At 67.2% G+C, this 22,798-nt stretch carries 22 protein-coding genes; 7 read left to right on the top strand and 15 right to left on the bottom strand.

What is annotated here, in order from left to right:
• Positions 1-36 precede the first annotated feature (36 nt).
• The 3 genes from OG574_RS39315 (at position 37) to OG574_RS39305 (ending at position 5,125) form a co-directional block, all read left to right on the top strand.
• Positions 37-699: a class I SAM-dependent methyltransferase gene (locus tag OG574_RS39315; protein WP_326777045.1), complete on the top strand. Its 663-nt coding sequence runs from the start codon at positions 37-39 to the stop codon at positions 697-699.
• Positions 700-1,472: 773 nt separating this feature from the next.
• Positions 1,473-3,497, top strand: coding sequence for an ATP-dependent nuclease (locus OG574_RS39310; protein WP_326777044.1), 2,025 nt, complete (start codon positions 1,473-1,475; stop codon positions 3,495-3,497).
• Complete coding sequence (locus OG574_RS39305) at positions 3,494-5,125, top strand: ATP-dependent helicase (protein ID WP_326777043.1); 1,632 nt, start codon at positions 3,494-3,496, stop codon at positions 5,123-5,125. Before OG574_RS39310 ends, OG574_RS39305 begins: the two co-directional genes overlap by 4 nt.
• A 570-nt stretch (positions 5,126-5,695) precedes the next feature.
• Here the strand turns inward: OG574_RS39305 and OG574_RS39300 are convergent.
• The 9 genes from OG574_RS39300 to OG574_RS39260 all read right to left on the bottom strand — a co-directional run bounded on the left by OG574_RS39300 (position 5,696) and on the right by OG574_RS39260 (position 12,539).
• The gene (locus OG574_RS39300) at positions 5,696-6,088 is read right to left on the bottom strand and encodes a hypothetical protein (RefSeq protein WP_326777042.1); all 393 of its coding nucleotides are present in this window, start codon (positions 6,086-6,088) and stop codon (positions 5,696-5,698) included.
• A gap of 72 nt (positions 6,089-6,160) precedes the next feature.
• On the bottom strand, positions 6,161-7,906 hold the full coding sequence (locus OG574_RS39295; protein WP_326777041.1) for a relaxase/mobilization nuclease domain-containing protein: 1,746 nt from the start codon (positions 7,904-7,906) through the stop codon (positions 6,161-6,163).
• Between the two features lie 3 nt (positions 7,907-7,909).
• Positions 7,910-8,260 (bottom strand): plasmid mobilization relaxosome protein MobC, encoded by a 351-nt coding sequence (locus OG574_RS39290; protein ID WP_326777040.1) that lies wholly within the window; start codon positions 8,258-8,260, stop codon positions 7,910-7,912.
• 269 nt (positions 8,261-8,529) lie between these two features.
• The gene (locus OG574_RS39285) at positions 8,530-8,754 is read right to left on the bottom strand and encodes a hypothetical protein (RefSeq protein WP_326777039.1); all 225 of its coding nucleotides are present in this window, start codon (positions 8,752-8,754) and stop codon (positions 8,530-8,532) included.
• A gap of 84 nt (positions 8,755-8,838) precedes the next feature.
• Positions 8,839-9,837 (bottom strand): DUF2637 domain-containing protein, encoded by a 999-nt coding sequence (locus OG574_RS39280; RefSeq protein ID WP_326777038.1) that lies wholly within the window; start codon positions 9,835-9,837, stop codon positions 8,839-8,841.
• Positions 9,834-10,439 (bottom strand): WhiB family transcriptional regulator, encoded by a 606-nt coding sequence (locus OG574_RS39275; protein WP_326777037.1) that lies wholly within the window; start codon positions 10,437-10,439, stop codon positions 9,834-9,836. The genes OG574_RS39280 and OG574_RS39275 overlap by 4 nt, the downstream gene beginning before the upstream one ends.
• 86 nt (positions 10,440-10,525) lie before the next feature.
• A complete protein-coding gene (locus OG574_RS39270; RefSeq protein WP_326777036.1) occupies positions 10,526-11,239 on the bottom strand; it encodes an ATP-binding protein in 714 nt (237 codons plus the stop codon).
• Positions 11,239-12,183 (bottom strand): hypothetical protein, encoded by a 945-nt coding sequence (locus OG574_RS39265; RefSeq protein WP_326777035.1) that lies wholly within the window; start codon positions 12,181-12,183, stop codon positions 11,239-11,241. Before OG574_RS39265 ends, OG574_RS39270 begins: the two co-directional genes overlap by 1 nt.
• The gene (locus tag OG574_RS39260) at positions 12,183-12,539 is read right to left on the bottom strand and encodes a hypothetical protein (RefSeq protein ID WP_326777034.1); all 357 of its coding nucleotides are present in this window, start codon (positions 12,537-12,539) and stop codon (positions 12,183-12,185) included. The genes OG574_RS39265 and OG574_RS39260 overlap by 1 nt, the downstream gene beginning before the upstream one ends.
• Positions 12,540-13,040: 501 nt before the next feature.
• On the opposite strand from OG574_RS39260, the gene OG574_RS39255 reads away from it, so the two are divergent.
• Complete coding sequence (locus tag OG574_RS39255) at positions 13,041-13,925, top strand: helix-turn-helix transcriptional regulator (RefSeq protein WP_326777033.1); 885 nt, start codon at positions 13,041-13,043, stop codon at positions 13,923-13,925.
• Positions 13,926-13,943: 18 nt separating this feature from the next.
• On the opposite strand, the gene OG574_RS39250 is transcribed toward OG574_RS39255, so the two are convergent.
• Genes OG574_RS39250 through OG574_RS39240 form a run of 3 tightly spaced genes read right to left on the bottom strand, consistent with a single transcriptional unit; the run spans position 13,944 to position 16,765 of the window.
• Complete coding sequence (locus OG574_RS39250) at positions 13,944-15,134, bottom strand: amidohydrolase family protein (RefSeq protein ID WP_326777032.1); 1,191 nt, start codon at positions 15,132-15,134, stop codon at positions 13,944-13,946.
• Positions 15,135-15,161: 27 nt separating this feature from the next.
• Complete coding sequence (locus OG574_RS39245; protein ID WP_326777031.1) at positions 15,162-16,286, bottom strand: MAB_1171c family putative transporter; 1,125 nt, start codon at positions 16,284-16,286, stop codon at positions 15,162-15,164.
• A complete protein-coding gene (locus tag OG574_RS39240) occupies positions 16,286-16,765 on the bottom strand; it encodes a hypothetical protein (protein ID WP_326777030.1) in 480 nt (159 codons plus the stop codon). The genes OG574_RS39245 and OG574_RS39240 overlap by 1 nt, the downstream gene beginning before the upstream one ends.
• Before the next feature lie 364 nt (positions 16,766-17,129).
• Between OG574_RS39240 and OG574_RS39235 the strand changes: the two genes are divergently transcribed.
• Together OG574_RS39235 and OG574_RS39230 are read left to right on the top strand one after the other, a co-directional pair.
• The gene (locus tag OG574_RS39235; RefSeq protein WP_326777029.1) at positions 17,130-17,942 is read left to right on the top strand and encodes a helix-turn-helix transcriptional regulator; all 813 of its coding nucleotides are present in this window, start codon (positions 17,130-17,132) and stop codon (positions 17,940-17,942) included.
• A 259-nt stretch (positions 17,943-18,201) separates the two neighbouring features.
• Positions 18,202-18,636, top strand: a complete 435-nt coding sequence (locus OG574_RS39230; RefSeq protein WP_326777028.1) for a DUF6087 family protein — start codon at positions 18,202-18,204, stop codon at positions 18,634-18,636.
• Positions 18,637-18,955: 319 nt separating this feature from the next.
• On the opposite strand, the gene OG574_RS39225 is transcribed toward OG574_RS39230, so the two are convergent.
• From OG574_RS39225 to OG574_RS39215, 3 genes are read right to left on the bottom strand one after another with little or no spacing between them, the layout of a single operon-like run.
• Positions 18,956-19,630 (bottom strand): 3-oxoacid CoA-transferase subunit B, encoded by a 675-nt coding sequence (locus OG574_RS39225; protein ID WP_266667589.1) that lies wholly within the window; start codon positions 19,628-19,630, stop codon positions 18,956-18,958.
• On the bottom strand, positions 19,627-20,298 hold the full coding sequence (locus OG574_RS39220) for a 3-oxoacid CoA-transferase subunit A (protein ID WP_326777027.1): 672 nt from the start codon (positions 20,296-20,298) through the stop codon (positions 19,627-19,629). The genes OG574_RS39225 and OG574_RS39220 overlap by 4 nt, the downstream gene beginning before the upstream one ends.
• The gene (locus tag OG574_RS39215; protein ID WP_326777026.1) at positions 20,295-21,500 is read right to left on the bottom strand and encodes a thiolase family protein; all 1,206 of its coding nucleotides are present in this window, start codon (positions 21,498-21,500) and stop codon (positions 20,295-20,297) included. The genes OG574_RS39220 and OG574_RS39215 overlap by 4 nt, the downstream gene beginning before the upstream one ends.
• A gap of 93 nt (positions 21,501-21,593) precedes the next feature.
• Between OG574_RS39215 and OG574_RS39210 the strand changes: the two genes are divergently transcribed.
• On the top strand, positions 21,594-22,481 hold the full coding sequence (locus OG574_RS39210; protein WP_266667595.1) for a LysR family transcriptional regulator: 888 nt from the start codon (positions 21,594-21,596) through the stop codon (positions 22,479-22,481).
• Positions 22,482-22,798 lie beyond the last annotated feature (317 nt).

Raw genomic sequence — 22,798 nt, 5'->3', positions numbered from 1 at the left:
GTGGGCGGGCCCGAACATGAGGCAGGGCGGAAGAGCATGAGCCAAGGCGCGTGGGACGTCTACGCAATGACCAAAGGCCCAGGGCGGGCGGTCAACTCCGCAGGCCATTCAACGTGGTTCAACTGGACGCAATACGCGGACCACGGACCCGGCGTGGAACTCCTCGGCACGCCGGACCGCGCGCTGGACCTGGGCTGTGGGACGGGCCGCAACGCCGCGCATCTGGCCACTGTCGGGGTGCGGACGGTCGGCGTCGATGTCGCCGGCGCCCGCGTCAAGCAGGCGCAGGAGCAGTGGAAGGCCCTGGAACGGGTGACGTTCGCGCAGGCGGACGCGCTCGCCTATCTGGGCTCGGCGCCATGGTTCGACGCGGTGTACTCGGTGTTCGGCGCGCTCTGGTTCACCGACCCGGCCCACCTGCTGCCCGCGATCTATGAGCATCTCACTCCGGGCGGAGTACTGGCGTTCTCCCAGGAGCCGCCCATCGCCGAGTGCTACGGCCCCCAGGGCGCCTATGTGCGCGGCACGGACAGGAAGCCGCATGCCATCCGGCGGTGGGCGTACGAACCCGGTGTGTGGGCTCAGGCCCTGGAACGCTTTGGGTTCAGCGAGGTGCGGGCCGGCACCGTGCCCGCTCCCGACGGCGAGCACCTGGGCACGCTGCTGGTCACCGCACGCCGCTGTGACCGGGCTCGCTAGCTGGCACCAGGCCACGTTCACGACCTGCACTGATGCCAAGTACCTTCAGCAGCCGGAGTCGCAGAATCAGCGAAATAGTTGGCACCTTGGTACAGCGCAGATCAAGAGGCGTGTGTCGCCATAGCGGGCCCAGAAATCTTCGGCGGAGACAGCCTTGATATGAACGCGGCAGCCACATCGCCGTGTTCCTGCGAGGCGAGAAGCTGTGCTGGACGGCGAGCCATACCGCTCGCGCCAGTATGCGCCGGTCAGTCCATGGCGGAGGGAACAACACCTCCCGCTCCCGCTTGAGCTACCCGCCGAGATCCCGTGAGACGGCTGGGGACAGCCGCCCATCGGCAGTCGCGTCATCGATGCCCAGCCTGAAGCAGTACGCCTCTTAGATCGCCCGTTCGAATTCAGCTGCGATTGCCAGCCCTGCCGAGGGCGCCTGCCAAGTGCGCTACTGGGACAGCCAGTTCGGCGTGAAGGGGCACCCTAACCGACGGTCATCGGGTAACGACGAGTAATCCCCGGGCAACTCCTCCCACAGCATCCCAGCGAACGCCTCGAGTCGGCGGCAGAGAACAGAAGCATCTCAAGCACCAGGCCCCGAGGGTGCAGCTGGGCGTGAGCCCGCCACCAAGCTCCGGCGCGTGAGCCTCCGTTCCACCCCTTGGCCAGAAACTCCCCCACAGCGGCTTTTCGTAACACATACTACTTGTCGCCTCACGTGCCACGGGTTGTACGGCGTGGTGATGGCACGGATTCCGTCGGGCTGCTCCGGGAGCACCATGCACGTCACCCACGCCAAAGTGGCTAACTTCCGCGCCTTGCGTGACGCGGAGATCCAGATCGACGCGTCGACGACACTGGTCGTGGGCCGGAACAACAGCGGCAAGACATCATTCGTCAACCTGTTCGAGAAATTCTTCAGCCCGAGCGACGATGTCAAGTTCGTCCTTGAGGACTTCACCACAAGTCGCATTGCCGACCTGGAGCACGCTCGCCGACAGTTCACTGACGCCGCGCAGCTGGACGCTGCGGGCGACAGAGAGGCCGCTGAAGCTCTGCGGAGTAAGGCGCTTGAGCTGGTGCCGGCCATTCGTCTCGCGATCACGGTCGAATACGACGAGGAGGACGACCTCGCCCCCATCAGCGCCGCGATCCTCGATCTCGACGAGACCTGCCGCAGTGTCCGCATCGTTGCCACGCTGGCTGCCGGCGACCCGGTGAAGCTCCTTGCGGACTTCAGCGAAGCCGCTCGCCGTGCTGGGAGCCAGTTCGACAGCTACAAGTGGCTGCGTCGGAAGTTCAACGAGTACTTCACGGCGACGTACCGTGCGGTGAGCCCCGTCGATGACTCGGTCAGCCGTGAACTCAAACCGACTGCCGCGCGGTCGATACTCGCGGTCCGCTTCATCTACGCGCAGAACAAGTTCGACGACACTCCCGCGGACAAGACCCGGACCCTGTCGAAGACGTTCGAGGCCTACTACCGGGCCTCAAGCAGTGATGACAACCGTGGGCAGAATGTCGACCGGATCGAAGAGGCGCTCGCGCTGGCGTCGAAGGAGCTGGACTCCAACTACGACGAACTCTTCGAGCCGTTCCTCGACGACCTGAGTCGCTTCGGCCTGCAGCTGATGTCTCCACTGCACCCGCCCCGAATCGTCGCTCTGATCGAGGGCGCTGCCGTCCTGCGTGGGAGCACCCGGATCCAGTACCCCTCCGGGGATGATCAGTACCCGCTGCCTGAAGGCCACAACGGCCTCGGCTACAGCAAGCTCATCTTCACTATTTTGCAGATCAGGGGCTTCATCGAGAGCTGCAGCAAGGCTAGCCCACGGCCTGCGCTGCAGATCCTTTTCATCGAGGAACCTGAGGCCCACCTGCATCCCCAGATGCAGGAGACGTTCATCAAGAACATCGAGGAGTACATCCGGAGCAAGACCGACCGGAAGGTGCAGGTCGTCATCACCACGCACTCTTCCCACATGGTCGCCAGGAGTGGTTTCTCGAAGATCCGCTACTTCGACGCCGCGGAGCATCACGTCACCATCAAGGACATGTCCACGTTCCAGGCCAGCGTCAAGAAGAGGAGCGACGGCAGGGAGACTCTGCGGTTCTTGGAGCAGTACATGGAACTGCACCGCTGCGACATGTTCTTCGCAGACAAGATCATCCTCATCGAGGGGACGGCCGAACGTCTCCTCCTGCCGAAGATGATCGCCCGTTGCGCAGCGCGTCTGCAGCACCAGTACGTCTCGGTCATCGAAGTAGGCGACGCCTACGCGGTCCGCTTCCGCAGCCTGCTGGAGTTCCTCAACGTCAAGACCCTCATCATCACGGACATCGACTCCGTCGACCCGTCCCAGAAGAAACGCCTCGGCTGTCATCCTGCCACCCCGGGTGCCTGCACCTCCAACTCCACCCTGAAGCACTGGCTTCCGGGCAAGGAAGCCATCATCGAACTACTCTCAACACCGAACGAAGACAAGGTGAGCAAGAACGTTCGAGTCGCCTATCAGGTGCCCGAACAGCCAGGCGGGTCCTTCGGCCGCAGCTTCGAGGACGCCTTCATCATCGCCAACGCCCTTGTCCTCGCCGACAACATCTCCGGCCTCGCTCTGAAGGGGCACTTCGACCGCACTGTCGGCGAGCACCCCAGCGAGGCAGCAATCGCGACGCAGGCTTACCAGATCGCGGAGAATCTCCGTGACCACAAGACAGACTTCGCCTTCGACGCCATGCTTCTGAACGGCTGGAAGGTGCCCCGGTACATCGACGAGGGCCTGCAGTGGCTGACACTACCGTGAAGACGACGATCGACAAGGTTATCGGTGAACTGGAAGCACGGCGTAGCTTCCTGGTGGAGGCCGGTGCCGGCGCTGGCAAGACCACGACACTGGTCGAGGCTCTGGAGCACAGCCTCCGGAGCCAGGGTGCGGAATTGGCGAGCAAGGGCCGTCGCATCGCATGCATCACCTTCACCAACGTGGCCAAACGCAAGATCACCGACCGGATCCGCGACAACCCGCTCGTGGCGGTTGCAACCATCCATGAGTTTCTCTGGGAGATCATCAAGGGCTTCGGAGCCGAGCTGTGGCAGCAGATCATTGAATATAACGATGCTCTGCCGACGCCCGAGGATCTCAGCGAGCTAACCAGCCCTCTGCCGCCTGTCCAGTATGTCGACCGGCGGCGGCGCCTGGACCGGGGGGAGATATCCCACGACGAGGTCATCGACCTCGCGCTGCGCATGGTGACCCGGCATCCCAAACTCACACGTCTCATCGCCGATTGCTACCCCGTCGTCTTCGTGGATGAGTACCAGGACACCTCCCCCAAGACGATCCGCCTGCTGCTCGACCACCTCGCTGGGGCCGGCCGCCAGTCCTGCGTCGTTGGACTGTTCGGCGACTCCATGCAGAAGATCTACGCCACGGGGCAGGGCGCCGTTCTGCACTCCAAGCTGACCGTCATCACCAAGCACGAGAACTACCGCTGCTCTCCCCCGGTTGTCTCCGTTCTCAACAAGATCCGTCCCGAGCTGCAGCAGGAAGCGGTGGGCGAGCACACAGACGGGGAAGTGCACCTCTTCCTCAACTCTGCTTTGCCCACTGGCCAGGCACGCCTGGATGCGGCTCGTCGGCAACTCGCCGAACTGGGCTGGAGCGACGACACCACCAGCTACCTGATGCTCACCCACCGAGGGATCGCGGGAGCCCTGTCCTACGGTGCCCTTCTGCAGCAGTACCAGATCCTCGGCTCTCGAGGTCGCGACAAGCTTCTGGACAACGACGAGCCCTACGTCGAATATTTCAGCCGGGTCGAAGCTCTCTGTCGTGCCTTCCACGCGCTCGACTACGCAGAGCTCACAACCCTTTTGGTGGCAGGACGGACCATCATCACAAGTCACACTGACAAGCAGCGGATCGCAGCCGACATCAGACAACTGACCACGGTGCGAGAGTCCGGAACAATCGGTGACGTACTCGACCACATGGCTCGGCAGCACCTTCTGTCAGTGCCCCGCAAGCTCAGCGACCTCGAACGCCGACGGAGGTCTGAAGACCTCGAAGGCTACGACGCAAAACTGGCCGAATTTTCTAACGCCCTGCGGGAAGTCCCCTACAAGGAAGTCATCCGCTTCATCGAGTACCGCGAGCAGCTCACCCCGTTCCACACCCAGCATGGAGTCAAGGGCGACGAGTTCGACAACGTCATCGTGATCATCGACGACGGGTCGTGGACCCAGTACAACATGGGCAAGATGCTCACCGGCCGCGACCTCGAGAAACGACTGGAGCGATCACGCAACCTCTTCTATGTCTCGTGCTCCAGAGCTCGCCGTGGCCTCGCGGTCGTCTTCCTCACCGACGTCCCCGACGAAGCCCTGCCCAACGCCTACGACTGGTTCGCGTCAGGCACCGTGCACTCTTGACCTTGACCCCGAGGAAGGGTGCGAGCGCCTCGACGGTCGCCCTGGACTTGGGGACTCCCCAACGGGCCCCTCGCCCCGAAACGTTGCTCCTGCTGCGAACGCCGAACTCGTTGCCCACCATGCGGGCACGGCAGCGGAACGAGTGGCGTGAATGGCCATCTGTCTGAGGAGTTCAGCCTGCCCCGAGATGCCGTCGGCCATCCGGAGAGGTAGCGGGTCAAGTCCTGATCGTCGGCAGGTATCGGTGTGCCGTCGCCGCGCGGGTCGACCTGCCCCAGCGTCAGGGTCGCGCGCAGCTACAGGCGTTGGAGAGCCAGCGCACACCCTGACGGACTTCGCCGCACTGGTGTTAGAAACCCACGCGGTCGCCTCCCAGCCCGCAAAGCAGGCAGCAGCCCGGAGAGTTGTGAGTGGGTCCTGCCCCGGTTCACGGCGGCGGTGGTCCGGCGCGGGAAGCGCAGGGGTTCGGCGCTCGCGATGAGCGATCCGCGAAACGTGTGGCCTGACACTCGCCGTTCACGAGGCTTTGAGTGCCACCACGTATGTTGCCATCCAACGCAATACCGCTCGTTATGCGAGGTAGGTGCCGGCCAGCGTGCCGTCGTATCCCATGGCTTGGGCGGCGGCCTCCAGGCTCGGGTGGTCCACGCCGCCGACGTCGATCACCGCTTCATAGTCCGCGCGAGTCAGCTCGGGCTCAACCCACTCGTGCGCGCAGCGACAGCGGATGCTGATCGTGCTGCGGTCACAGATGACCATCCAGTCTCGGCGGGCCCCACACTTCGAGCACCTCACGGGGATGCCCGTGATCCGGATCTCTTCGGGGTGGGTGGTGGTGCGGAGGCGGATGATGCCGTCGCCGCGCTGGGTTTCCTGCTGGAGCCACAGCAGGGGGTCGGCGTCCCCACCCGATGTTGGCGGAATGGTTCTCGGGGGCTGGCGGTCTTCAATGAGCATCGGCATGGTCTCCTCGTCCTCTCCTTCACCAGGCCTAACAGGCGACACCCGTGGACGTCCAGCCCGTTGCGGTGCTGGTCAGCGCAGTGGGCCTGGCCTGCGCGAGCTGTTCGTGCCCCTGCGGTGCGGATACTCGGTTGTCGCTGGCTTCGGGGCTTGGGGCTGTGGCGGGTGCAACCGGGGGTTCGTTCGTACGCGGGCTGAGATGGAAGCTGCTGGCAGCTCTCCGATGCGACGCAGTCGCCAGACGAGTACGTCGGTGACGTTGTCAGCGGTTTCCAACTCGCGTGATTCGATGGCTTTTTGAAGGAGCGCCTCAGGATCGTGTCCTTTATGTTCGGCTTGGGCGAGGGTGGCGGCAAGGGCGTCCCAGCCGGGTTCGCAGAGGAGGTGGTCGGCCTGTGTGGGGAGGGCGCCTTCGAGGGTGTGGGCGTAGCGCTCGCAGACGGGGGCGGGGAGGTGGCGGCCCTGCGCGCGCATCGTGTTCAGGGGGGTGGCGGCAGCTGTTCGGTACGCGGCGCGCAGGTGTTGGGCGGCTTGCCGGGCGGCAGCGGCCTGTTGGGTGTGTCCGCGGGCGGAGTGCCATTGAATGGCGGCGAAGGTGACGAGGACCATGGTGGACAGGAGCATCGCGGTGGTGCCGCCGTCCTCGCCTTTGCCCAGGGCGTTGCCGGCACGGACGATGCCGCGCGCAGCGGACCGTAGAGCGTGATGGTCGGCGTGCTCGGCACGGATGTGGGAGCGGGTGGCGCGCTCGAAGGTGCGGGCTGCTTCGGAGAGTTGCTTGCGGGTGGAGGCCGGGGACGTCTGGGCGACCGCGTCGAGGAGTTCACCGACGCCGACGAGCTGCGCGGCTATGTCTCCGTCGTGGTCTCCGGCGAGCGTCGTGAGCGCCTGCTCAGCGATGCGGGTGGCGTTACGTCGTGCGCGGGCCGGTCGGGAGGACTGGTGGACGGGGCCGCCGGGGACTGGCTCGTTGTCGACGGTTCCAACTTCGAGGCGTTCCCGGATCCTGGGCAGGGAGAGGTCGGGGGCGAGCTTGGAGCCGGGGAACCAGACGGGCTGGCCGTCGCGATTGCGGTCGCCGGGCAAGGCGACCTTGTATCCGATGGTGTCGCCGGAGGGAGCGATGCGCTTTTCGAGACGCAGGCCGACCTCGGTGAGGCGGCGGAAGAACTCGTCCTCGTCGGCGGCTCCGGCCAGGGCCTGGCGGACCTGCTCGCGTAGCGTTTCGCGGGGCGGTTCGGCCCGGCCCGCGCGTTCGGCCTTGGAGCGTTCGGCACTGGTCGGGCGTTGAGCAGCGGTTCCGTCACCCTCGTTGAGGATCTGTAGGCCCCATTCCCTTTCGATCTTGCGGCATTGGGCCTGGGCACGAATGCCGTCTTCGTGGCGGCGAGGGCTGCGTCCGTCTTCGCGCTTGAGCGTGGCGACGATGTGGATGTGGTCGTCGGCGTGGCGTACGGCGACCCACCTGCATGCCTTGTCGTCGCCCTTTTCGGCGATGCCTGTGGCGTGGACTATGCGGCGGGCTACCTCGCCCCACTCGGCGTCGGTGAGGTGCCGGTCGTCAGGCGCGGTGCGTACGGGGCAGTGCCAGACCTGCTGGGTCGGGCGTCGGTCCTTGGGCAGGGCGAGAACGGGGAGGTCGAGTCGGTCGGTGAGCTGCTTGAGGGTGGCGGCCGGGTCGCGGCCTGGGTCTGGGGCGAGTTCCGGCCGCCAGGCGGCGACGATGTGCGGGTCGGTGTGTTCGTCCCGGCGGCCGGGGCCATAGAGATAGGCGAGGAGTCCGTACGTACGGCTGCCGGTAGAGACGTCCGGAACCACGGTTCACCGCCTGGCCAGTTCGATAGCCGCAGCCTCAATACGGGCCGCGGCCCGCAGGACGCGCGCGACCGCCTCGCCTGCGTATTCGACGTGGCCTCCGGAATTGAGGATGCGGGCGACCTGGTTGAGGGTGTTGCCGGCGCGGGCGAGCTGGGTGCTCGCGGCCATCAGTTCCTCGACTTGGCGGCGCTGGTCCAACAGCCAGACTTTCGGACTGTCTTGGGCCTGGGCGACCGCGACCGCGGAGTCTGCGAGGAATCCGGCCGTCTTCAGGCCGACGGATTCGGCGGCGTGGTGGACGAGGTCGAGTTCGTCGCGGGTCAGGCGGATGCTGCGGATTTGGTCGCGGGGCACGCTTTGTCGCAGTCGGGGTCGCGCACGCGTCGCGGCGGCCGGGTCGGCTTCTCCCGCAGGCTGCGGTCCACCCTCGGTCGCAGCCCCGCAGCCCTGCACCCCCTGGTGCCGGGCCTCTCCCTCCCCTTCAAGGGTGGGGGCATGCGCTTCCGTAACTCCTCCGCAGCCCGTGGCAGCGGAGGAGTTACGGAAGCTACAGCTTGCTCGGCCTCGGTACGGGCAATGGACCTCCCCCGAGGCCAGGCGGGTCGGAGTCGAGTCGGGAAGGGTCATCGGCGAAGGCCGGAGGCGTCGCGGTGTGCGTCGCGCAGGACGTCAGCGACGAAGTCGAGGGCCAGAACGGGGTGGTGAAGGGTCTGAGGCGTGCTCGCGGGTGTGCGCTTCACGATCCAGGTCTCGTCGGGTCCGGGTTCTGCGCTGTGCAGGTGCCCGTACCTGATGAGTACGGCGATCCACGTGTCGGCTTCGAGGCGGGTGGTTGGAGTTGGGCGCATTCGTGCTGCCTCCCGTTTCGTGTGCAGGGGCGGGTGCCCGGCTCGGTGGCGGTTCTGGGCACCCGCCGGAGAGAAGGTGTCCGGTCAGTTGACCGATTCGCTGACCTGTTGCTGGGCCTTGTCACGTTCTTCGCGCAGGAGGCGCATGAGGTCGGTGAGCCGGTCGTTGCCCAGACCGAGGTTTCGGCTTCGGATGGCGTCGCCGACGACCTTCCGGGTCACGCGTCCGGAGTCGCTGACCGCGGTGCGGGCGATGTCGAGGAGTTGGTCGTCGGTGACCGCCGTTGGCTTCTGGTCACGGCTGTCCGGGCGGCGAGCGCGGATGGTGTCCCCGACGGCCTCTGGCGCTTTCGCCTGGGGAAGGACGGTTGCCAGCCGAGGTCTGGTGACCGACTGTCCGTCCAGGTCGGCAGCGCGGTCATGGCGTTCGGGTTCCGGGCCGACCCGCGAGTGTCCGGAGGCTTCGGCCGACGCTGTGACCGTGTTGGTCGCCAGGGACACTTCTGTGGCCGATGACTGGACGGTCGGCCGACGGACGTTGTCTGCGAGTACGTGGCCGGTGGCTATCGCGACGGTGTCCGGGTCAGCAGCGCCGTCCCGCCCGCTCCGGTCACTCTGGTTGTCCATTGTCCCGGTCACAGCTGCTTCGGTTATTCGGCGGGCGATGAGGATGTACAGGTGGACGGCTCCGGCCAGGGCGAGTGGGGCCAGGGTGGACAACACCCCGACGGTGACGTCGCCGAGCCGGAGGCCGGTGCGCTCGGGCTGTTGTTCGTTGAGGCGTACTGCGTGCAGTGCGTTGGCCCAGATGCTGGCGGCGGTCGCTGTTGCGAAGAGCAGCCAGACATAGCAGCGGGCGGCGAGGGGTGCGGTGCGCAGGACGAGGAGTGCGCGTACTCCGTAGGCGATGAAGCCGTCGATGACCAGGGGAAAGACGAAGGTCAGGAAGCCTCGGATGTGGATGGCGGTGGCCATCTGTTGGAGGGCGTCGTAGGAGAGTGCGCATCCGGCGCCGCCGAGGGCGACGATGGCGGCTCGGTCCCATGAGTTGATGTGGGCCGGTGTCGGCGTCGAGTGGCTCATGCGGCGCTCTGGCGTGTGCCGTGTGCGGGGGCTTTGCGCTGCGGGTTATGCGGCGCCTTGCGGGTGTTGCCGAGGGGGATCACTGCCCCGTTGTGCTCCGTCGCTTGCTGCTGTTCTGCGGCACGGTTGCGGATTTCGCGCCGGGTGCGGCGGTAGAGCTTCTTGGCGTGCTCATCGCTGATCTTGAGCATGGTGGCGAGCCGGTCCGCGGGGATGTCGGCCTGGTAGGCGGCACGCGCGACGGCGCGGCGTTCGGCTCGGGAGAGGAAGATGTCGCGGCCGGCCAATGCGTCGTTGACTCGGCTGTAGTCGAGTCGGAACTCCGTCTTCTTGTGCAGCGGTTCCCGTTCCTCTTCGGTCATGCCGCCTCGGATGCCGACGGTGTCGCCGTTGTCGAGGGCCGCGTCAAGGCAGCCTTGGCGGACGGGGCACTGGGCGCAGAGTGCCTTGGCCTGGTGGATGCGGTCCAGTTCGTCGGGTTCGGGGAAGAAGAGGTCGGGGTCGATCTGGTGGTGGGGAGTCGAGCGGCATGCTGCGCGGTCGCGCCAGGCGTGATTGCCAAGTGCGCGGTGCTGCGAGTTACTGCTGGTGGTGTTGTGCATGGGTGTCTCCGTCTCCCCTGGGCGCCTTTGGGCAGGGGTGGCCAGGGGGTGGTGCAGGGTGCGGGGGGTGACGTGGATCCGTGCGGTCAGGTACGGGCTGCCGCTGAGGCGTGGCGCTCGGCGGCGAGGGCGCGTCTACGGTCGGGGCCGTCGAGGATGACGCGGTCGGTCATCTCGGTCAGGCGGGAGGCGACGCGGTCGCCGATGTGTGTGCGTAGATCGGCCATGCCGAGGTTGGTGGTGATCAGGGTCGGGAGCATCGCGTTGTAGCGGCGGTTGATGAGCCGCATCGTGATCTCCTCGGTCCATTCGCTGTACTTGGCAGCGCCGAGGTCGTCGATGATCAGCAGGGGGCAGCGGGCCAGGTCCATCAGTTCCCGTTCGCCGTCGTGTCCGGGCCTTGGGCGCAGTTCGGCGTAGAGGTCGGCGGCGGTGATCGCTTTCCAGCGCAGTCGGACTCCGGCGATCAGGAGCGAGCGCACCGCTCCGTAGGCCTGATGGGTCTTGCCGGTGCCGGTGGTGCCGACGATCAGGAGTGATCGGCCTTCGGCGAGTCCCGGGGCGCCTTGGGGGCCGGGGCGTCCACCGTCGGCGACCTCGCGCACCCAGGCGGCGACGGCGGGGTGATCAGCGACGGCCCTCTGGTAGCGGGCGGGGATGCGGGCCTCGCCCAGTTCGAGGGCGGGTAGCCGTTCTGGTTCGTAGGAGGGTTGTGCTGTGGGGTCCTGGCCGCGAGCCGCGAGGATGCCCGCGAGGCGTCGGGCTAGGCCGCCGACGGGCTGAGCGTCGTGGTCGCGCATCACAGCTCCTCGGCGTAGGCGGCGGCAGGGTCGGCGGGGTTGGCCCAGGCCCGATGGGCGGGCACATTAGGTCGGGAGTCCGGCCGGTCCAAGTTGGTCCGGGAGGCATTCATCGCTTCGTGGACGAGGCTCGGCAGGGTGCTGGGGTGCAGGCCCTTGGCCCGGTGCAGGCTCAGCCCCGAGCGGATGTGGGCCGGGGTGATGCCTTCCGAGAGGAGTTTGACCGTCTCCCGGCCCAGATGTCCCAGGACTCCGCTGGGTGGGCGGTGTGTGCAGGCAGCGGTGTATTCGGCAATGAGCTGTTGGGCGGATAGGTGCTGGGACGCGGGAGCGCTTGCGCTCCCCGAAGGGGAAGTAGTTCCTAGATCCAGGTTCCTAGGTCCTAGATCCGGAGTGTGAGGGTTCACCGAGGGCTCAGTGAGCTGTGCCTGAGGTTGGGCAGAGCCCCCCGATACAACTCTCTGGCCTGCTATTTCGAGGCGTTCAGGCGCGTCCGCAGGGTGGGGTGGGAGTCGCTTGTCAGCGTCGTGAGCCGTCAGTGAGTCCTCCGTGAGCGCTCGTCGCGTGTTCGCGTCCTCGGCCCGGTCGGCGGGCTTCTGGTCGTGATGTGGGCAAGTGGGGGTGCGTACGCCGCTGGGCCGGTTGATCCGCTGATGCCGGGACCAAGTGACGACGTGGAGGTAGGCCTTGCCGTCGTCACCTGTGTAGCGGCAGATGAGGTCTTCGGCGGCGAGTTGGATGAGGTCGTCCTCGACCCCCATGGGCCCATGGCCCGGTCGCAGGGACCACAGCAGGCCGGCGATGACGGCAGGTTGGTCGCGGAAGCGGCCGCGGTCGTCGGCTTGGGTGAGGAGGCCGAAGAAGGTCCGTTCGGCGGTCAGAGAGACCGCAGCGAGAGATTCGGACGCGAAGGCTTCGGGCTTGATGGTGCGGATGCGGGCCATCAGCGTGCTCCGTCCATCGAGTACGCAGTGGCTGCGGCGTTGGTGATCGATCCGCTTGCCAGGTCGAGTACTTGCTCGTGGCGCCACTCGGCCTCGGGGCAGGCACGGATGATCCAGCGGGCGGCCGTTCGGGCTTGGGCCTGGTTGAGCGTGAGCCGTCGCCCTGTTGCGTCGTAGGCGGTTGCGTAGGGGCTTGGCCAGGTCCGTGCCGGTGCTTGGAGCGTGACCCGGATAGTGCGGGCGTTCGGGATGATCTCTGCGAGGCAGCGCGTCAGCCGGATGCGGCGATTGCCGGCGGCTGGGCTGCCGGCGGAAGCACGAGGGTCTGCCGGTCTTTCGCGGCTGTGCTGGGACATGCGAGAATTCCTCACTCGTAGATGAAGTGGGACGGCCGTTCTCGTCGAAAAGGCCAGCCGACCCGCTCCAGTTATGAAGCCGCCCCCTCGGGGTGTGGTCTCGGCGTCCGGAAGCTGCGAACTTCTGGGCGCCGGTTTCGTTTCCCCTGGTAGGGGCGCCGTCTCTGGCGTGTGGTAACTCCCAAACAGCTCCTATGAGTTGCTCTTCAGGTCGGCGCTGTCCCCGAGGGATCAGCAACGGATGCATGAAGCCTTCGGCGATCCAGCGGACCGCGTCCATGACCTCACTTCGACGCCTACTCGTCATCGCCGACGCATGGCGAGCAGTCGACCTGCGTGTCCTGCCGCCCGCGGGACACGCAGGTCGACATGAGCGCAGGAGCGGAGGAGGTGTACGTTGGACACCTCGATTCGCCAAACTGAATCTATCCCGGTTTGAGCATCGAATCAACAAGCTGAAGTTTTCGGGATTTGGGAAACCAGGATCGGGAGAGCCGCCAGATGGCCCCTCGTCGCTTCGATCGCGACCGAGTTCGCGCCCTGCGCCGCGCACGCGACATCACGCAGAGCGATCTCGGGGACGCGGTCGGTGTGGGTGACTCGACCGTGGCCAGCTGGGAGCTGGGCTCCTCGACACCCGACGGTGAGAAGCTGCCCCTCCTGGCCAGATTCTTCGGCCTCCCGCTGGACGACCTGTTCCCCCGCCCCTCAGGCGAGCAGCCCGACCTGGCCGATCTGCGCTGCGATGCCGGCTACAGCCAGTACCAGACGCGAGAGCTCATCGGCACCAAGAGCTCAGGCCCGGTCGCCAATGCCGAGCGCGGTAAGCGTCGCCTGAGTCCGAAGTTCCAGGAGCCGCTGGCGAAGGCCTACGGCGTGCCCGTCGAGGAGCTCCTGGCGGCGCAGGAGCGCTCCTTCGGCATCGAGGTACCGGCGGCATCCGGTGGATCGTCGGTGCCCCGATCGGTGGCCGAGAAAATCACCTACCTGCTGGAGCATTCATATCCCGGCGCTCAGACTCCCCCGTCGGACGCCGAGATCGCCCGCGCGGTCAATGAGCACGCCGGTGGCCAGGTCATCACGGAGACCGGTGTGCGCGACTTGAGAACGGGCGACGACGCCGAACTGCCGCCGCTCGTCGCATCCGGCCTGGCCGAAGTCTTCGACGTCTCCCCCCTGTTCTTCCAGCCGGACGACACCGTGGCCCGGCAGGTCGTGGAAGGGCTGCGGCTGCTCGCCGCCGTCAGGACCGGCGCGGTGGGGCGCGTAGCGGCGCGAGGGCTCGGGCCGGAGGGGATGTCGGACGAGCTTCTGTCGTTCCTGAACCAGGTCGTTGAGGAGATGGCCGACAGGGAAAGGCCCGGAGCCGACGGCCCCGGGCACTGAACAACTTCCTTCGTACGGTTACCCGTTGGTGTCCAGGTGGTGGTGTCGTCCCGCCGCGATCACCGCGTTGACCGACTTCAGGGAGTCGAGGTCGGTAAGCGGGTCGCCCTCCACCACCAGAAGATCGGCGCTGTATCCGAGGGTCAGCTGCCCCGTGGTGTCGCCGAGCCCCAGCGCGCCGGCGGCGTCCGTGGTGGCCATCGCGAGGATGCGCTCGTTGGGCAGCCCTAGGTGCTCGTAGAAACGCAGGCTTGAGGGCAGTCCGTCGAAGCCGGCGCGCTGCACCCCGGCGTCCGTACCCGCGATCAGTCGGGCTCCGGCCTGGGCCATGCGCCGTACGGCGTCGAACATGGCCTCGGCGCGTTCGGGGCCGAAGAACTTCGGCAGCATCGGCCAGTGCGGGCTGACCGCCGGGCAGACGTAGATGCCCTTGTCGATGATCTGGGTGAGCACGTCCTCGAGGACCTCGAACCCGTCGGCGGTCATCCAGGTGCAGTGCTCGATCGTGTCGACGCCTGCCTCGACCGCGGCGGTGATGCCGTCGACGCCGTGGGCGTGCGCGGCGACCGGCAGTCCGGCGCGGTGAGCCTCGTCGACGAGCGCGTCCAGCTCGGCCCGGGAGAACTGGGTCTCCCAGCTCTTGGCGCCCCCCTTGGTGAGCCCACCGCCGGTTTCCATGACCTTGATGACCTTGGCACCGGCGGCCACGTTGCGCTGCACGAGACGGCGTACTTCGTCGACACCGGACACCTCACCTCCGAGGAACCAGCAGTGGCCCCCCGGAGGCGTCACGGGCGTGGTGGCCGAGACGACGCGCGGGCCGACACTGCGGCCGTCGGCGACAGACTGCGCCAGGCGCACGGCCAGGCCATTGCGGTCACCGAGGTCGCGCGCGGTGGTGATGCCCGTGCGCAGCAGCTGCTCGGCTCGGGCCTGCATCGCCGTGAACAGGGCCTCGTCGTCCTGCTCCTCAAGAGTGGCGACGGGATCGGGGCCTGCGTCGAAGCAAAGGTGCACGTGAGCATCGATCAGGCCGGGCATCGCTGTGCCGGCCGGGAAAGCAAGGCGCGGCTCGTCGGGGTGAGCGTGGCGCTGGACCTCTTCGCGTGGTCCGATACCGGCGATCGCGCCATCGCGTACGAGGACGGCGCCATCGGCGATCGGCTGCCGGTCAGGTCCGGCGAGAACGTGGGCGGCGGTGATCAGCATGTGACGCGGTTCTCCTTGTGTTGCAAGTCAGTTGGTGGAGCGCAGGGCGTCGGACAGGGCGAGGAGCTCTTGCATGTCGGCTTCCCGGCTGGGTGGGCCCGGCAGAGTAGGCGTCGTGGGCGTGGCTGCGTTCGTCGGTACCCCGCTCCGACGTGAGTACACGGCTGCGCGGAGTTGCTCCGCCACCCGGTCAACGTTCGTCTCGGGTGAGACCGCATCGATGCGCGGATTCGATTCCAGGTATGGGCTGATCTCGACCAGGCCGTCGCGGCACTCGACGAACCGGCGGTGATGCCGACGGTGGACGCCCCGCGCCCGCCACTGGTCCCAGCGCGAACGTGAGTCGGTCTTGAGCACCACGTGCGGTGCGGCCTCGGTCATCAAGAGCCAGAGCGGTTCGAGGCGCGCGTGTTCGCGCCGATGTCGTAGCCACAACCGATACAGCGACAGGCGGGTGCGTAGGCCGGGATAGGTGATGCCGAGGACAAACAGCAGGCTCGAGCAGACGAGGATCAGCGCTACGCAGAGGAAGACCGAGTCGGAGACCGCCGCTCCGCGCCATCGCGCGGCGACGATGACGGCACGCATCGCACAAGCGGTCGCCATGCCGACCATGCCCGCTCCGGCGGCCCACAGGCCCGTCGAGTGCGGCCTCATGGACAGGCGTGCGTACCGGCGGGTCCACAGGCCGGCAACCGTCAGCGCGTACATCAGATACACGCCGGCCACTGCGTAGAAGAAGGCGACTTGCCACACCGTCATGTCGGTTGTGGCGAAGCTGCCTGCCAGCTCGCGGTGCGGGACGCTTGCTGCGGCGGCCGTGATGGCGGTACCGACCACGAGCACGAGAGCGGCCTCGGCCCGCGCCCGGCGGCGGCCACGGCGCTCGTCCGCGGCCGCGTACAGGTAGAAGCACATCAGGAAGTACACCGTGGCGAGCAGCAGCAGATTCTGAGCGACCTTTGCAGCGCCATCGCCGGCGACCGTATCCAGGCCTGTCGCTCCCCCGGGCATGGCGACCGGGTACGACGCGGCCGCACACGTCAGACAGAGGGTGACGGACCGGAGAGGTCGATCACTCGGCGCCTTCGACAGCTGATACCACTTCCAGGCCACGGCCACGCCGAGGCAGAAGAGGAAGATGAACGCCACTACAGCCACCCTGCATGATCACCCAAAGCGGACTGCACCCGGCGGACTGACAGGTCATCACTTTGCACCGTCGGCGTGACGTGATCCAAGATCGCCGCCCACTCCCCCACGATCGTGGCGACGAGCTCGGCTTCCTGCTCCTCCTTGGTCCCGTACGAGCAGCGAAGGAGCGCACGTCGTATCGCGTCCGCGCCGAGCCCAGGAAGCAGGGCCTCCCATACGGCACCGCCCGGTGGTCCAGGATGGTCGGCGAGGATGTGTCCCAGCTCGTGCAGGACGATGTGGTCCTGGTGGTGCGCTGTCGTCTCCCGCTGGAAGACGATCACGTCCGCCTGCGGTGTCTCGAGCCATGCCCCGAGCGGGCCGTCGGCCCGTAGCGGAAAGGCCCGCAGTTCGATGTGCCGGCCTCTGTGCCGCGCAAGCGCCGTACACAGATCCGGCACGCTCAGCGGCGGCTGAACATCGAGCGAACGCAACAAGCGCCGAATACGCTTCTCCAGCTCACGGCTGGTCCACACCTGCACGCCACGTCCCCTCGACCGCCCACGTGGGACCGGCCGCCCCACTTCCCCGGAAGCCTGCTCCGATCCGAGGCTCGGTACCGATTCAGACCTGGCGGACCGCCATCGCAACACCACGGCTGCCCAGCTCCCTCACTCACACATTCTTTGCATGAGTAATCCTGCACAGCCACTTCCGCCACCAGGAGTGGCGCTACTCGACCTGCCGCACCCTCGACACTCCACACACGTCCAGAATGTCGCCCTCCGCACACATCAACCAGCAAAAATAGTCGGACATAACCTCAAATTCTTCCTACGCGGGAAGCGGTGCATTCGGCACATGAGTGACACAGCCCATACACCGTCCAAGCACGCGGTTTCTCCGGAGTTGGGCCCCCTGCTCAAGCGGTGGCGCAAACGGATCGACCACAGGCGGATCACCGGCATCGATTCCACGCGCAGGCGCCTGAAACCCGGGCTGACTCAGGACGAGGTCGCCTCTCTCACCGGCGTCGCAAGCTCCTGGTATCGCCAGCTGGAGGGCGGCAGCCCGCGCCCCGTCTCGGAACAGTTCGTCCAGCGCTTGGCCATGACTCTCCGGCTGAAGGAAGCCGAGCGCGTCATCCTCTTCCAGCTCGCGCTCGGCCACGCGCCTCCGCCGCCCCGGACAGCGCCGGACCCCGCGTCCTATGCGAATCTGCAGTCAGTGCTCGACGCGCTCCTGCCTCATCCGGCCTATGTCTCGAACCTCTGGTGGGACATCGTCGCCCATAACAAGCCCCAGGAGGACTGGTTCCCCTGGCTGCCATATGAGCCGAACCTGATGCGCTTCGCCTTCTTGTATCCGGAGGCCCGGGACCAGCTCGTCAACTGGCGTAGTGACTGGGCCGTCCCCTTCCTCGCGCAGATCCGCTTCGCGATCGCCACGCATCCCGACGTTCCAGAGCTCCTACAACTCCGCGACGACATCCTGGACGGCAACGACGAAGCTCGTGAGCTCTGGGCCGATCGTCTGGCACAGGCGCATCCAGACGGGGATGTCCGAGGCTTCTCGCTGCCATTTCACGGCGGCCAGGAGATCCAAGTACGCATCATGGCCTTCGCTCCGATGAGTCATCCAGATCTACGCTTGATCGCGCTGGTCCGACAATGAGCGCTGTCTTCGATCTCAACATCGTCAACATCTTCTGCCGCTCCATCGAGGCGTCACGACGGGCAACCTGAGACACCTTCTTGCATGACGGTAAGGTCTTGGGGTCTCCCAACTGCCCTCCCCGTCCGTCGATTGGCCAGATGGCAGCTCATCGACGGACGGGGAGGCGATGCGCAGACACGCGCCGGTTCGGCGAGGTCACGGTGACGTCTGGCCAAGCCGGTGGCCGCGGCCATCACATCTGCGCCACGATGCTGAGATGCACGACGAACAGGAGTCGCTGGAGGACTGGGCACGGCGACGCGAGGAACGTCAGAACGCCTCGAAGGGCAAGCGTCGCGCGGTGCCGCTGACCGAAGGGCCGCACCGCGGGCAACACGTCGCCCCCGACGCACCCCGCGTGATCCAGGAATGGGACGGAACCGAGTGGGAGACGGTCAGCCTGGTCAGCGATCTCGCCGAGGCCAAGACCGTGCTGCACCCGCCGCAGCCGGCCGAACAGAAAGCCGCCGAATGGGATCGCCCCGCGCTGGAGAAAGGCCGGGGTCGACACCGGAAGCCGACCCCAGCAGAGAACCGAGAGCAGCAGTCCATTCAGGGGCACGCGGGAAGGCGGCGGCAATATAGCGGCGGATCCCCGGTTACCGAAACCGGGGATCCGCCGAATACTTGTAGCTCCACCGCCACTTCCTGACCGCCCGTCGAAAGGCAGCACTGCCACGATCCATCACGTCACCGCCACGCGTCACGTGTGCCGGCTCCTGCTCCGTCACGCCGCGGCGTAGCTCAGCCGGAACAGGTCTTGAGCGCGCTCCAGGTCCCGCTCGGTACGCAGCTGAACCCGTGGGCGCCCTCACCGTCGACATCGGCGACCGCCAGCCGTTTCAGGATATCGCCAAAGCCCACGAGCGGGTTGAGGCCGTCGGGCGCGGCCGGGTGCTGGTCACCATTGCGGACTGACGCCTGCTGTGCACACCTCGCATGTTCCGCGACGGCGGTCCATCACCCGCACATCACTGCTCGACGACAGTCAGCGGCATGTCCAGGCGTGCGGCGAGCTCGTCCGGCGTGATGCCGAAGGTCTGCGCGACGCGCACTCCTTGGGGGGTGATGTCGAAGACCGCGAGGTCGGTGTAGACGCGGTCGACGCAGCCGAGGCCGGTGAGCGGGTAGCCGCACTCGGGAACCAGCTTGGGTGTGCCGTCCTTGGTGAACAGGGTCATCATCACGAACACCTTCTTGGCGCCGATCGCCAGGTCCATGGCTCCGCCGACGGCGGGGATGGCGTCAGGTGCGCCCGTGTGCCAGTTGGCCAGGTCGCCGAGGGCCGAGACCTGGAATGCGCCGAGGACGCAGATGTCCAGGTGGCCGCCGCGCATCATGGCGAAGGAGTCGGCGTGGTGGAAGTAGGCGGCTCCGGGCAGTTCGGTGACGGGGACCTTGCCCGCGTTGGTCAGGTCGGGGTCGACCTGGGCGTCCTGCACGGCGGGCCCCATGTTGAGCATGCCGTTCTCGGTGTGGAGCACCACGCCGGAGTCGGCGGGCAGATGGCCGGCAACGAGGGTCGGCTGACCGATGCCCAGGTTGACGAATGCGCCCTGGGGGATGTCGCGCGCGATCAGGGCAGCGATGTCGTGCTTGCTCAGCGGACCCTGCTCGTTCTTCAGTACGTGGCTCGTGGGGTTCATGCGCGTGCCGCCTCCTGCACCACTCGGTCGACATAGATGCTCGGGGTGACGATGGTTTCCGGGTCGATCTCGCCGGTCTCGACGATCTCGCGTACCTGCGCGATCACGGTGGTCGCCGCGGTGGCCATGACCGGTCCGAAGTTGCGGGCGGTCTTGCGGTAGACGAGGTTGCCCATGCGGTCGGCGCGGTGGGCGCCGATCAACGCGACGTCGCCCTTGATGGGGTACTCGAGGACGTAGGTTCGGCCGTCGATCTCGCGTGTCTCCTTGCCCTCGGCGAGCAGCGTGCCGACGCCAGTGGGGCAGAAGAAGGCGCCGATGCCGGCTCCCGCCGCCCGCATGCGCTCCGCGAGGTTGCCCTGCGGAACCACCTCGAGCTCGATCCGGCCGGCGCGGTACAGCTCGTCGAACACCCACGAGTCCGCCTGCCGCGGGAAAGAGCAGATCACCTTGCGGACGCGGCCCTTGGCAAGCAGCGCGGCGAGTCCGGTGTCGCCGTTGCCCGCGTTGTTGGAGACCACGGTGAGGTCTTTGGCGCCCTGGCGGATGAGCGCGTCGATCAGGTCGACGGGCATGCCGGCCATGCCGAAACCGCCGACGAGCACTGTGGAGCCGTCCTCGATCCCGGCCACAGCCTCGTCCACGTCGGCGCATATCTGAGTGGTCATCGGTTGCTCCCGGTCACGTTCTCCAGGACCACGGCGAGTGCCTGGCCCACTCCGATGCAGATGGCAGCGACGCCCCAGCGCTCGCCGGACTCGCGTAGCCGGTGGGCAAGGGTGCCGAGGAGTCGGCCGCCGGACGCGCCGAGCGGGTGGCCGATGGCGATCGCGCCGCCCTTGGCGTTGACGATCCCAGGATCCACCTCCCAGGCGTCGGCGCAGGCAAGGGACTGCACGGCGAACGCCTCGTTCAACTCGACGGCGGCGACGTCGGACCAGGTGATCCCGGCGGCCTTGAGTGCCCGGTTCGCCGCCTCCACGGGGGCGTAACCGAACATCTGCGGATCCAGGGCGGACACGCCACGTCCGGCGATCCGGGCAACGGGGTCGGCGCCTATCCGTGCGGCGGCAGCACCCGAGCCGAGCAGGACGGCGGAGGCACCGTCGCTCAGCGGGGAGGCGTTACCGGCCGTGATGACGCCGTCGGGGCGGAAGACGGGCTTGAGGCCGGCGAGCTTCTCCGCCGTCGAGCCGGGGCGGATGCCCTCATCCTTGTCGAGCGTGGCGCCCTTGGCGTCCACGGCGACCGGCACGACCAGGTCGTCGTAGAAGCCCGCGTTCCAGGCCTCGTCGGCGAGGGTGTGGGAGCGGGCCGCGAAGGCGTCCTGGCGTTCGCGGGGGACGTCGAAGCGGTCGGCGAGCTGCTCGTTCGCCTCGCCGAGCGAGACGGTCCACTCGTTGGGCATGCGCTCGTTGACCAGGCGCCAGCCCAGCGTGGTGGACACGGCGGTCATGTTGCCGGCGGGGAAGGCCTTCGCGAGCTTGGGCAGGACCCAGGGCGCGCGGGTCATGGACTCGACGCCGCCGGTGAGCACGATGTCCGCGTCGCCGGTTTCGATGGCGCGGGAGGCGATGATCGCGGCGTCCAGGGACGACCCGCACAGGCGGTTGACCGTCGTGGCGGGCACCGACGTCGGGAGCCCGGCGAGAAGGACGGCCATCCTGCCGACGTTCCGGTTGTCCTCACCGGCGCCGTTGGCGTTGCCCCAGACGACGTCGCCGATCTCCGCCGGATCGAGGCCGGGGGTCTTGGCCAGTGTCCCGGTGACGGCTCGGGCGGCAAGGTCGTCGGGCCGGACGTTCGCGAGGGCTCCCGAGAACCGTCCGAAGGGGGTTCGTGCTGCTGCGTACAGGTAACTGTCGGTCACACTCTCCACCGTAGAAGCGCCGGGTTCATCACGTCCAAGACCTAGTCAGCATCGATTGATAAGGCATCTTTATGAGTTGGATAGGCTGGGGTCATGGAACTCCGTCAGCTCCGGTCCTTCCTCGCCCTCGCCGAGGAGTGCCACTTCGGCCGCGCGGCGGCCCGTCTGCACGTGGCACAGCCCGCCCTCTCACAGCAGATCAAGCAGCTGGAAAGGGAGTTGGGCGTCACCCTGTTCCACCGGTCCACGCGCCGCGTCGAACCCACCGAGGCTGGCCGCCGGCTCACCGACTACGCGCGCGCCCTGGTGACGGAGGAGGAGCGGGCCCGCATCCACATGCGCGAGCTGGCCACCGGCCACGCGGGGCGGGTGTCGGTGGGCTTCATCGGCACGGCCACGTACGACGTGCTGCCGCGGGTCGCACGGACCGTACGGGCACAGCTGCCCGGCATCACCCTGGACCTGCGCGGTGAGCTGCTCACCCCGGAACTCGTGGAGGGCGTGCGCTCGGGCACGTACGATCTCGCGGTCGTCCGCGGCGCGGCCGGAGACGCGGACCTGCTCGTCACACCGCTGCGGTCCGAGCCGCTGGTGGCCGTGCTGCCCTCGCACCACCCGCTGGCGGGCCGCGCGAACATCGGCCTTGAGGAGCTGGCCGGCGAACCGTTCGTCATCCATCCCTCGCGGTCACGATCCTCCATGTACGACCGCGTGCTGTCCGCGTGCGAGCGTGCCGGGTTCCAGCCGGTCTCGCTGATCGAGGTCGGCGAGACGACCACCCTCGTCGTCTTCGTAGCCGCCGGCCACGGGGTCGCTCTGGTGCCTCGGTCCGTACGCAGTCTCAGCCTCGACGGCGTCACCTACCTGCCGCTGGCGGAACCCGAGACGGTCGATCTCCTCCTGGCCCGCCGGGCACGCCGCGCCTCCCCCGCGACCGACCAGGTCGTCTCGGTGATCGAGGAGTGCGTCAGCACTCAGTGAGCGCCGGCTGGTGAAGCCGCCGGCAAATATCACGTGCAGAGGTACCTGTCGGAAGCCGTTCCCTGGTCATACGCCTTTGGCTTCCCGCCCTGGGACCGCAAGCGAGGAGAGGAACGCTGGCATCCCAGGCTGGATCGCGGCGACTGGGTCGATCGCGTCCACGGCACGCTCGACGTGCTCGCCCGGGGAGGGGGCGCGCGGCGCCAGGGATGCCTCGGGACACCTTGGAGAGGTTCCGATCGATCGAGACCAACGGACCTTCGTACTCCCGCCGTACGTCGAGGCGATGCGCAGGAGCACTCCAGGGCAATTTGAGC

This window comes from Streptomyces sp. NBC_01445, assembly GCF_035918235.1.
Classification (GTDB): Bacteria; Actinomycetota; Actinomycetes; order Streptomycetales; family Streptomycetaceae; genus Streptomyces.
This window is presented reverse-complemented; position numbering and strand designations above follow the sequence as displayed.

Bases quoted from the DNA above. Each gene is read 5' to 3' on its own strand.
- OG574_RS39225 (WP_266667589.1), bottom strand. From the start codon at position 19,630: ATGAACCCCACGAGCCACGTACTGAAGAACGAGCAGGGTCCGCTGAGC.
- OG574_RS39250 (WP_326777032.1), bottom strand. From the start codon at position 15,134: ATGCTGATCACCGCCGCCCACGTTCTCGCCGGACCTGACCGGCAGCCG.
- OG574_RS39235 (WP_326777029.1), top strand. From the start codon at position 17,130: ATGAGTGACACAGCCCATACACCGTCCAAGCACGCGGTTTCTCCGGAG.
- OG574_RS39210 (WP_266667595.1), top strand. From the start codon at position 21,594: ATGGAACTCCGTCAGCTCCGGTCCTTCCTCGCCCTCGCCGAGGAGTGC.
- OG574_RS39265 (WP_326777035.1), bottom strand. From the start codon at position 12,183: ATGGCCCGCATCCGCACCATCAAGCCCGAAGCCTTCGCGTCCGAATCT.
- OG574_RS39220 (WP_326777027.1), bottom strand. From the start codon at position 20,298: ATGACCACTCAGATATGCGCCGACGTGGACGAGGCTGTGGCCGGGATC.
- OG574_RS39260 (WP_326777034.1), bottom strand. From the start codon at position 12,539: ATGTCCCAGCACAGCCGCGAAAGACCGGCAGACCCTCGTGCTTCCGCC.
- OG574_RS39280 (WP_326777038.1), bottom strand. From the start codon at position 9,837: ATGAGCCACTCGACGCCGACACCGGCCCACATCAACTCATGGGACCGA.
- OG574_RS39275 (WP_326777037.1), bottom strand. From the start codon at position 10,439: ATGCACAACACCACCAGCAGTAACTCGCAGCACCGCGCACTTGGCAAT.
- OG574_RS39285 (WP_326777039.1), bottom strand. From the start codon at position 8,754: ATGCGCCCAACTCCAACCACCCGCCTCGAAGCCGACACGTGGATCGCC.
- OG574_RS39300 (WP_326777042.1), bottom strand. From the start codon at position 6,088: ATGCCGATGCTCATTGAAGACCGCCAGCCCCCGAGAACCATTCCGCCA.
- OG574_RS39270 (WP_326777036.1), bottom strand. From the start codon at position 11,239: ATGCGCGACCACGACGCTCAGCCCGTCGGCGGCCTAGCCCGACGCCTC.
- OG574_RS39315 (WP_326777045.1), top strand. From the start codon at position 37: ATGAGCCAAGGCGCGTGGGACGTCTACGCAATGACCAAAGGCCCAGGG.
- OG574_RS39310 (WP_326777044.1), top strand. From the start codon at position 1,473: ATGCACGTCACCCACGCCAAAGTGGCTAACTTCCGCGCCTTGCGTGAC.
- OG574_RS39255 (WP_326777033.1), top strand. From the start codon at position 13,041: ATGGCCCCTCGTCGCTTCGATCGCGACCGAGTTCGCGCCCTGCGCCGC.
- OG574_RS39230 (WP_326777028.1), top strand. From the start codon at position 18,202: ATGCACGACGAACAGGAGTCGCTGGAGGACTGGGCACGGCGACGCGAG.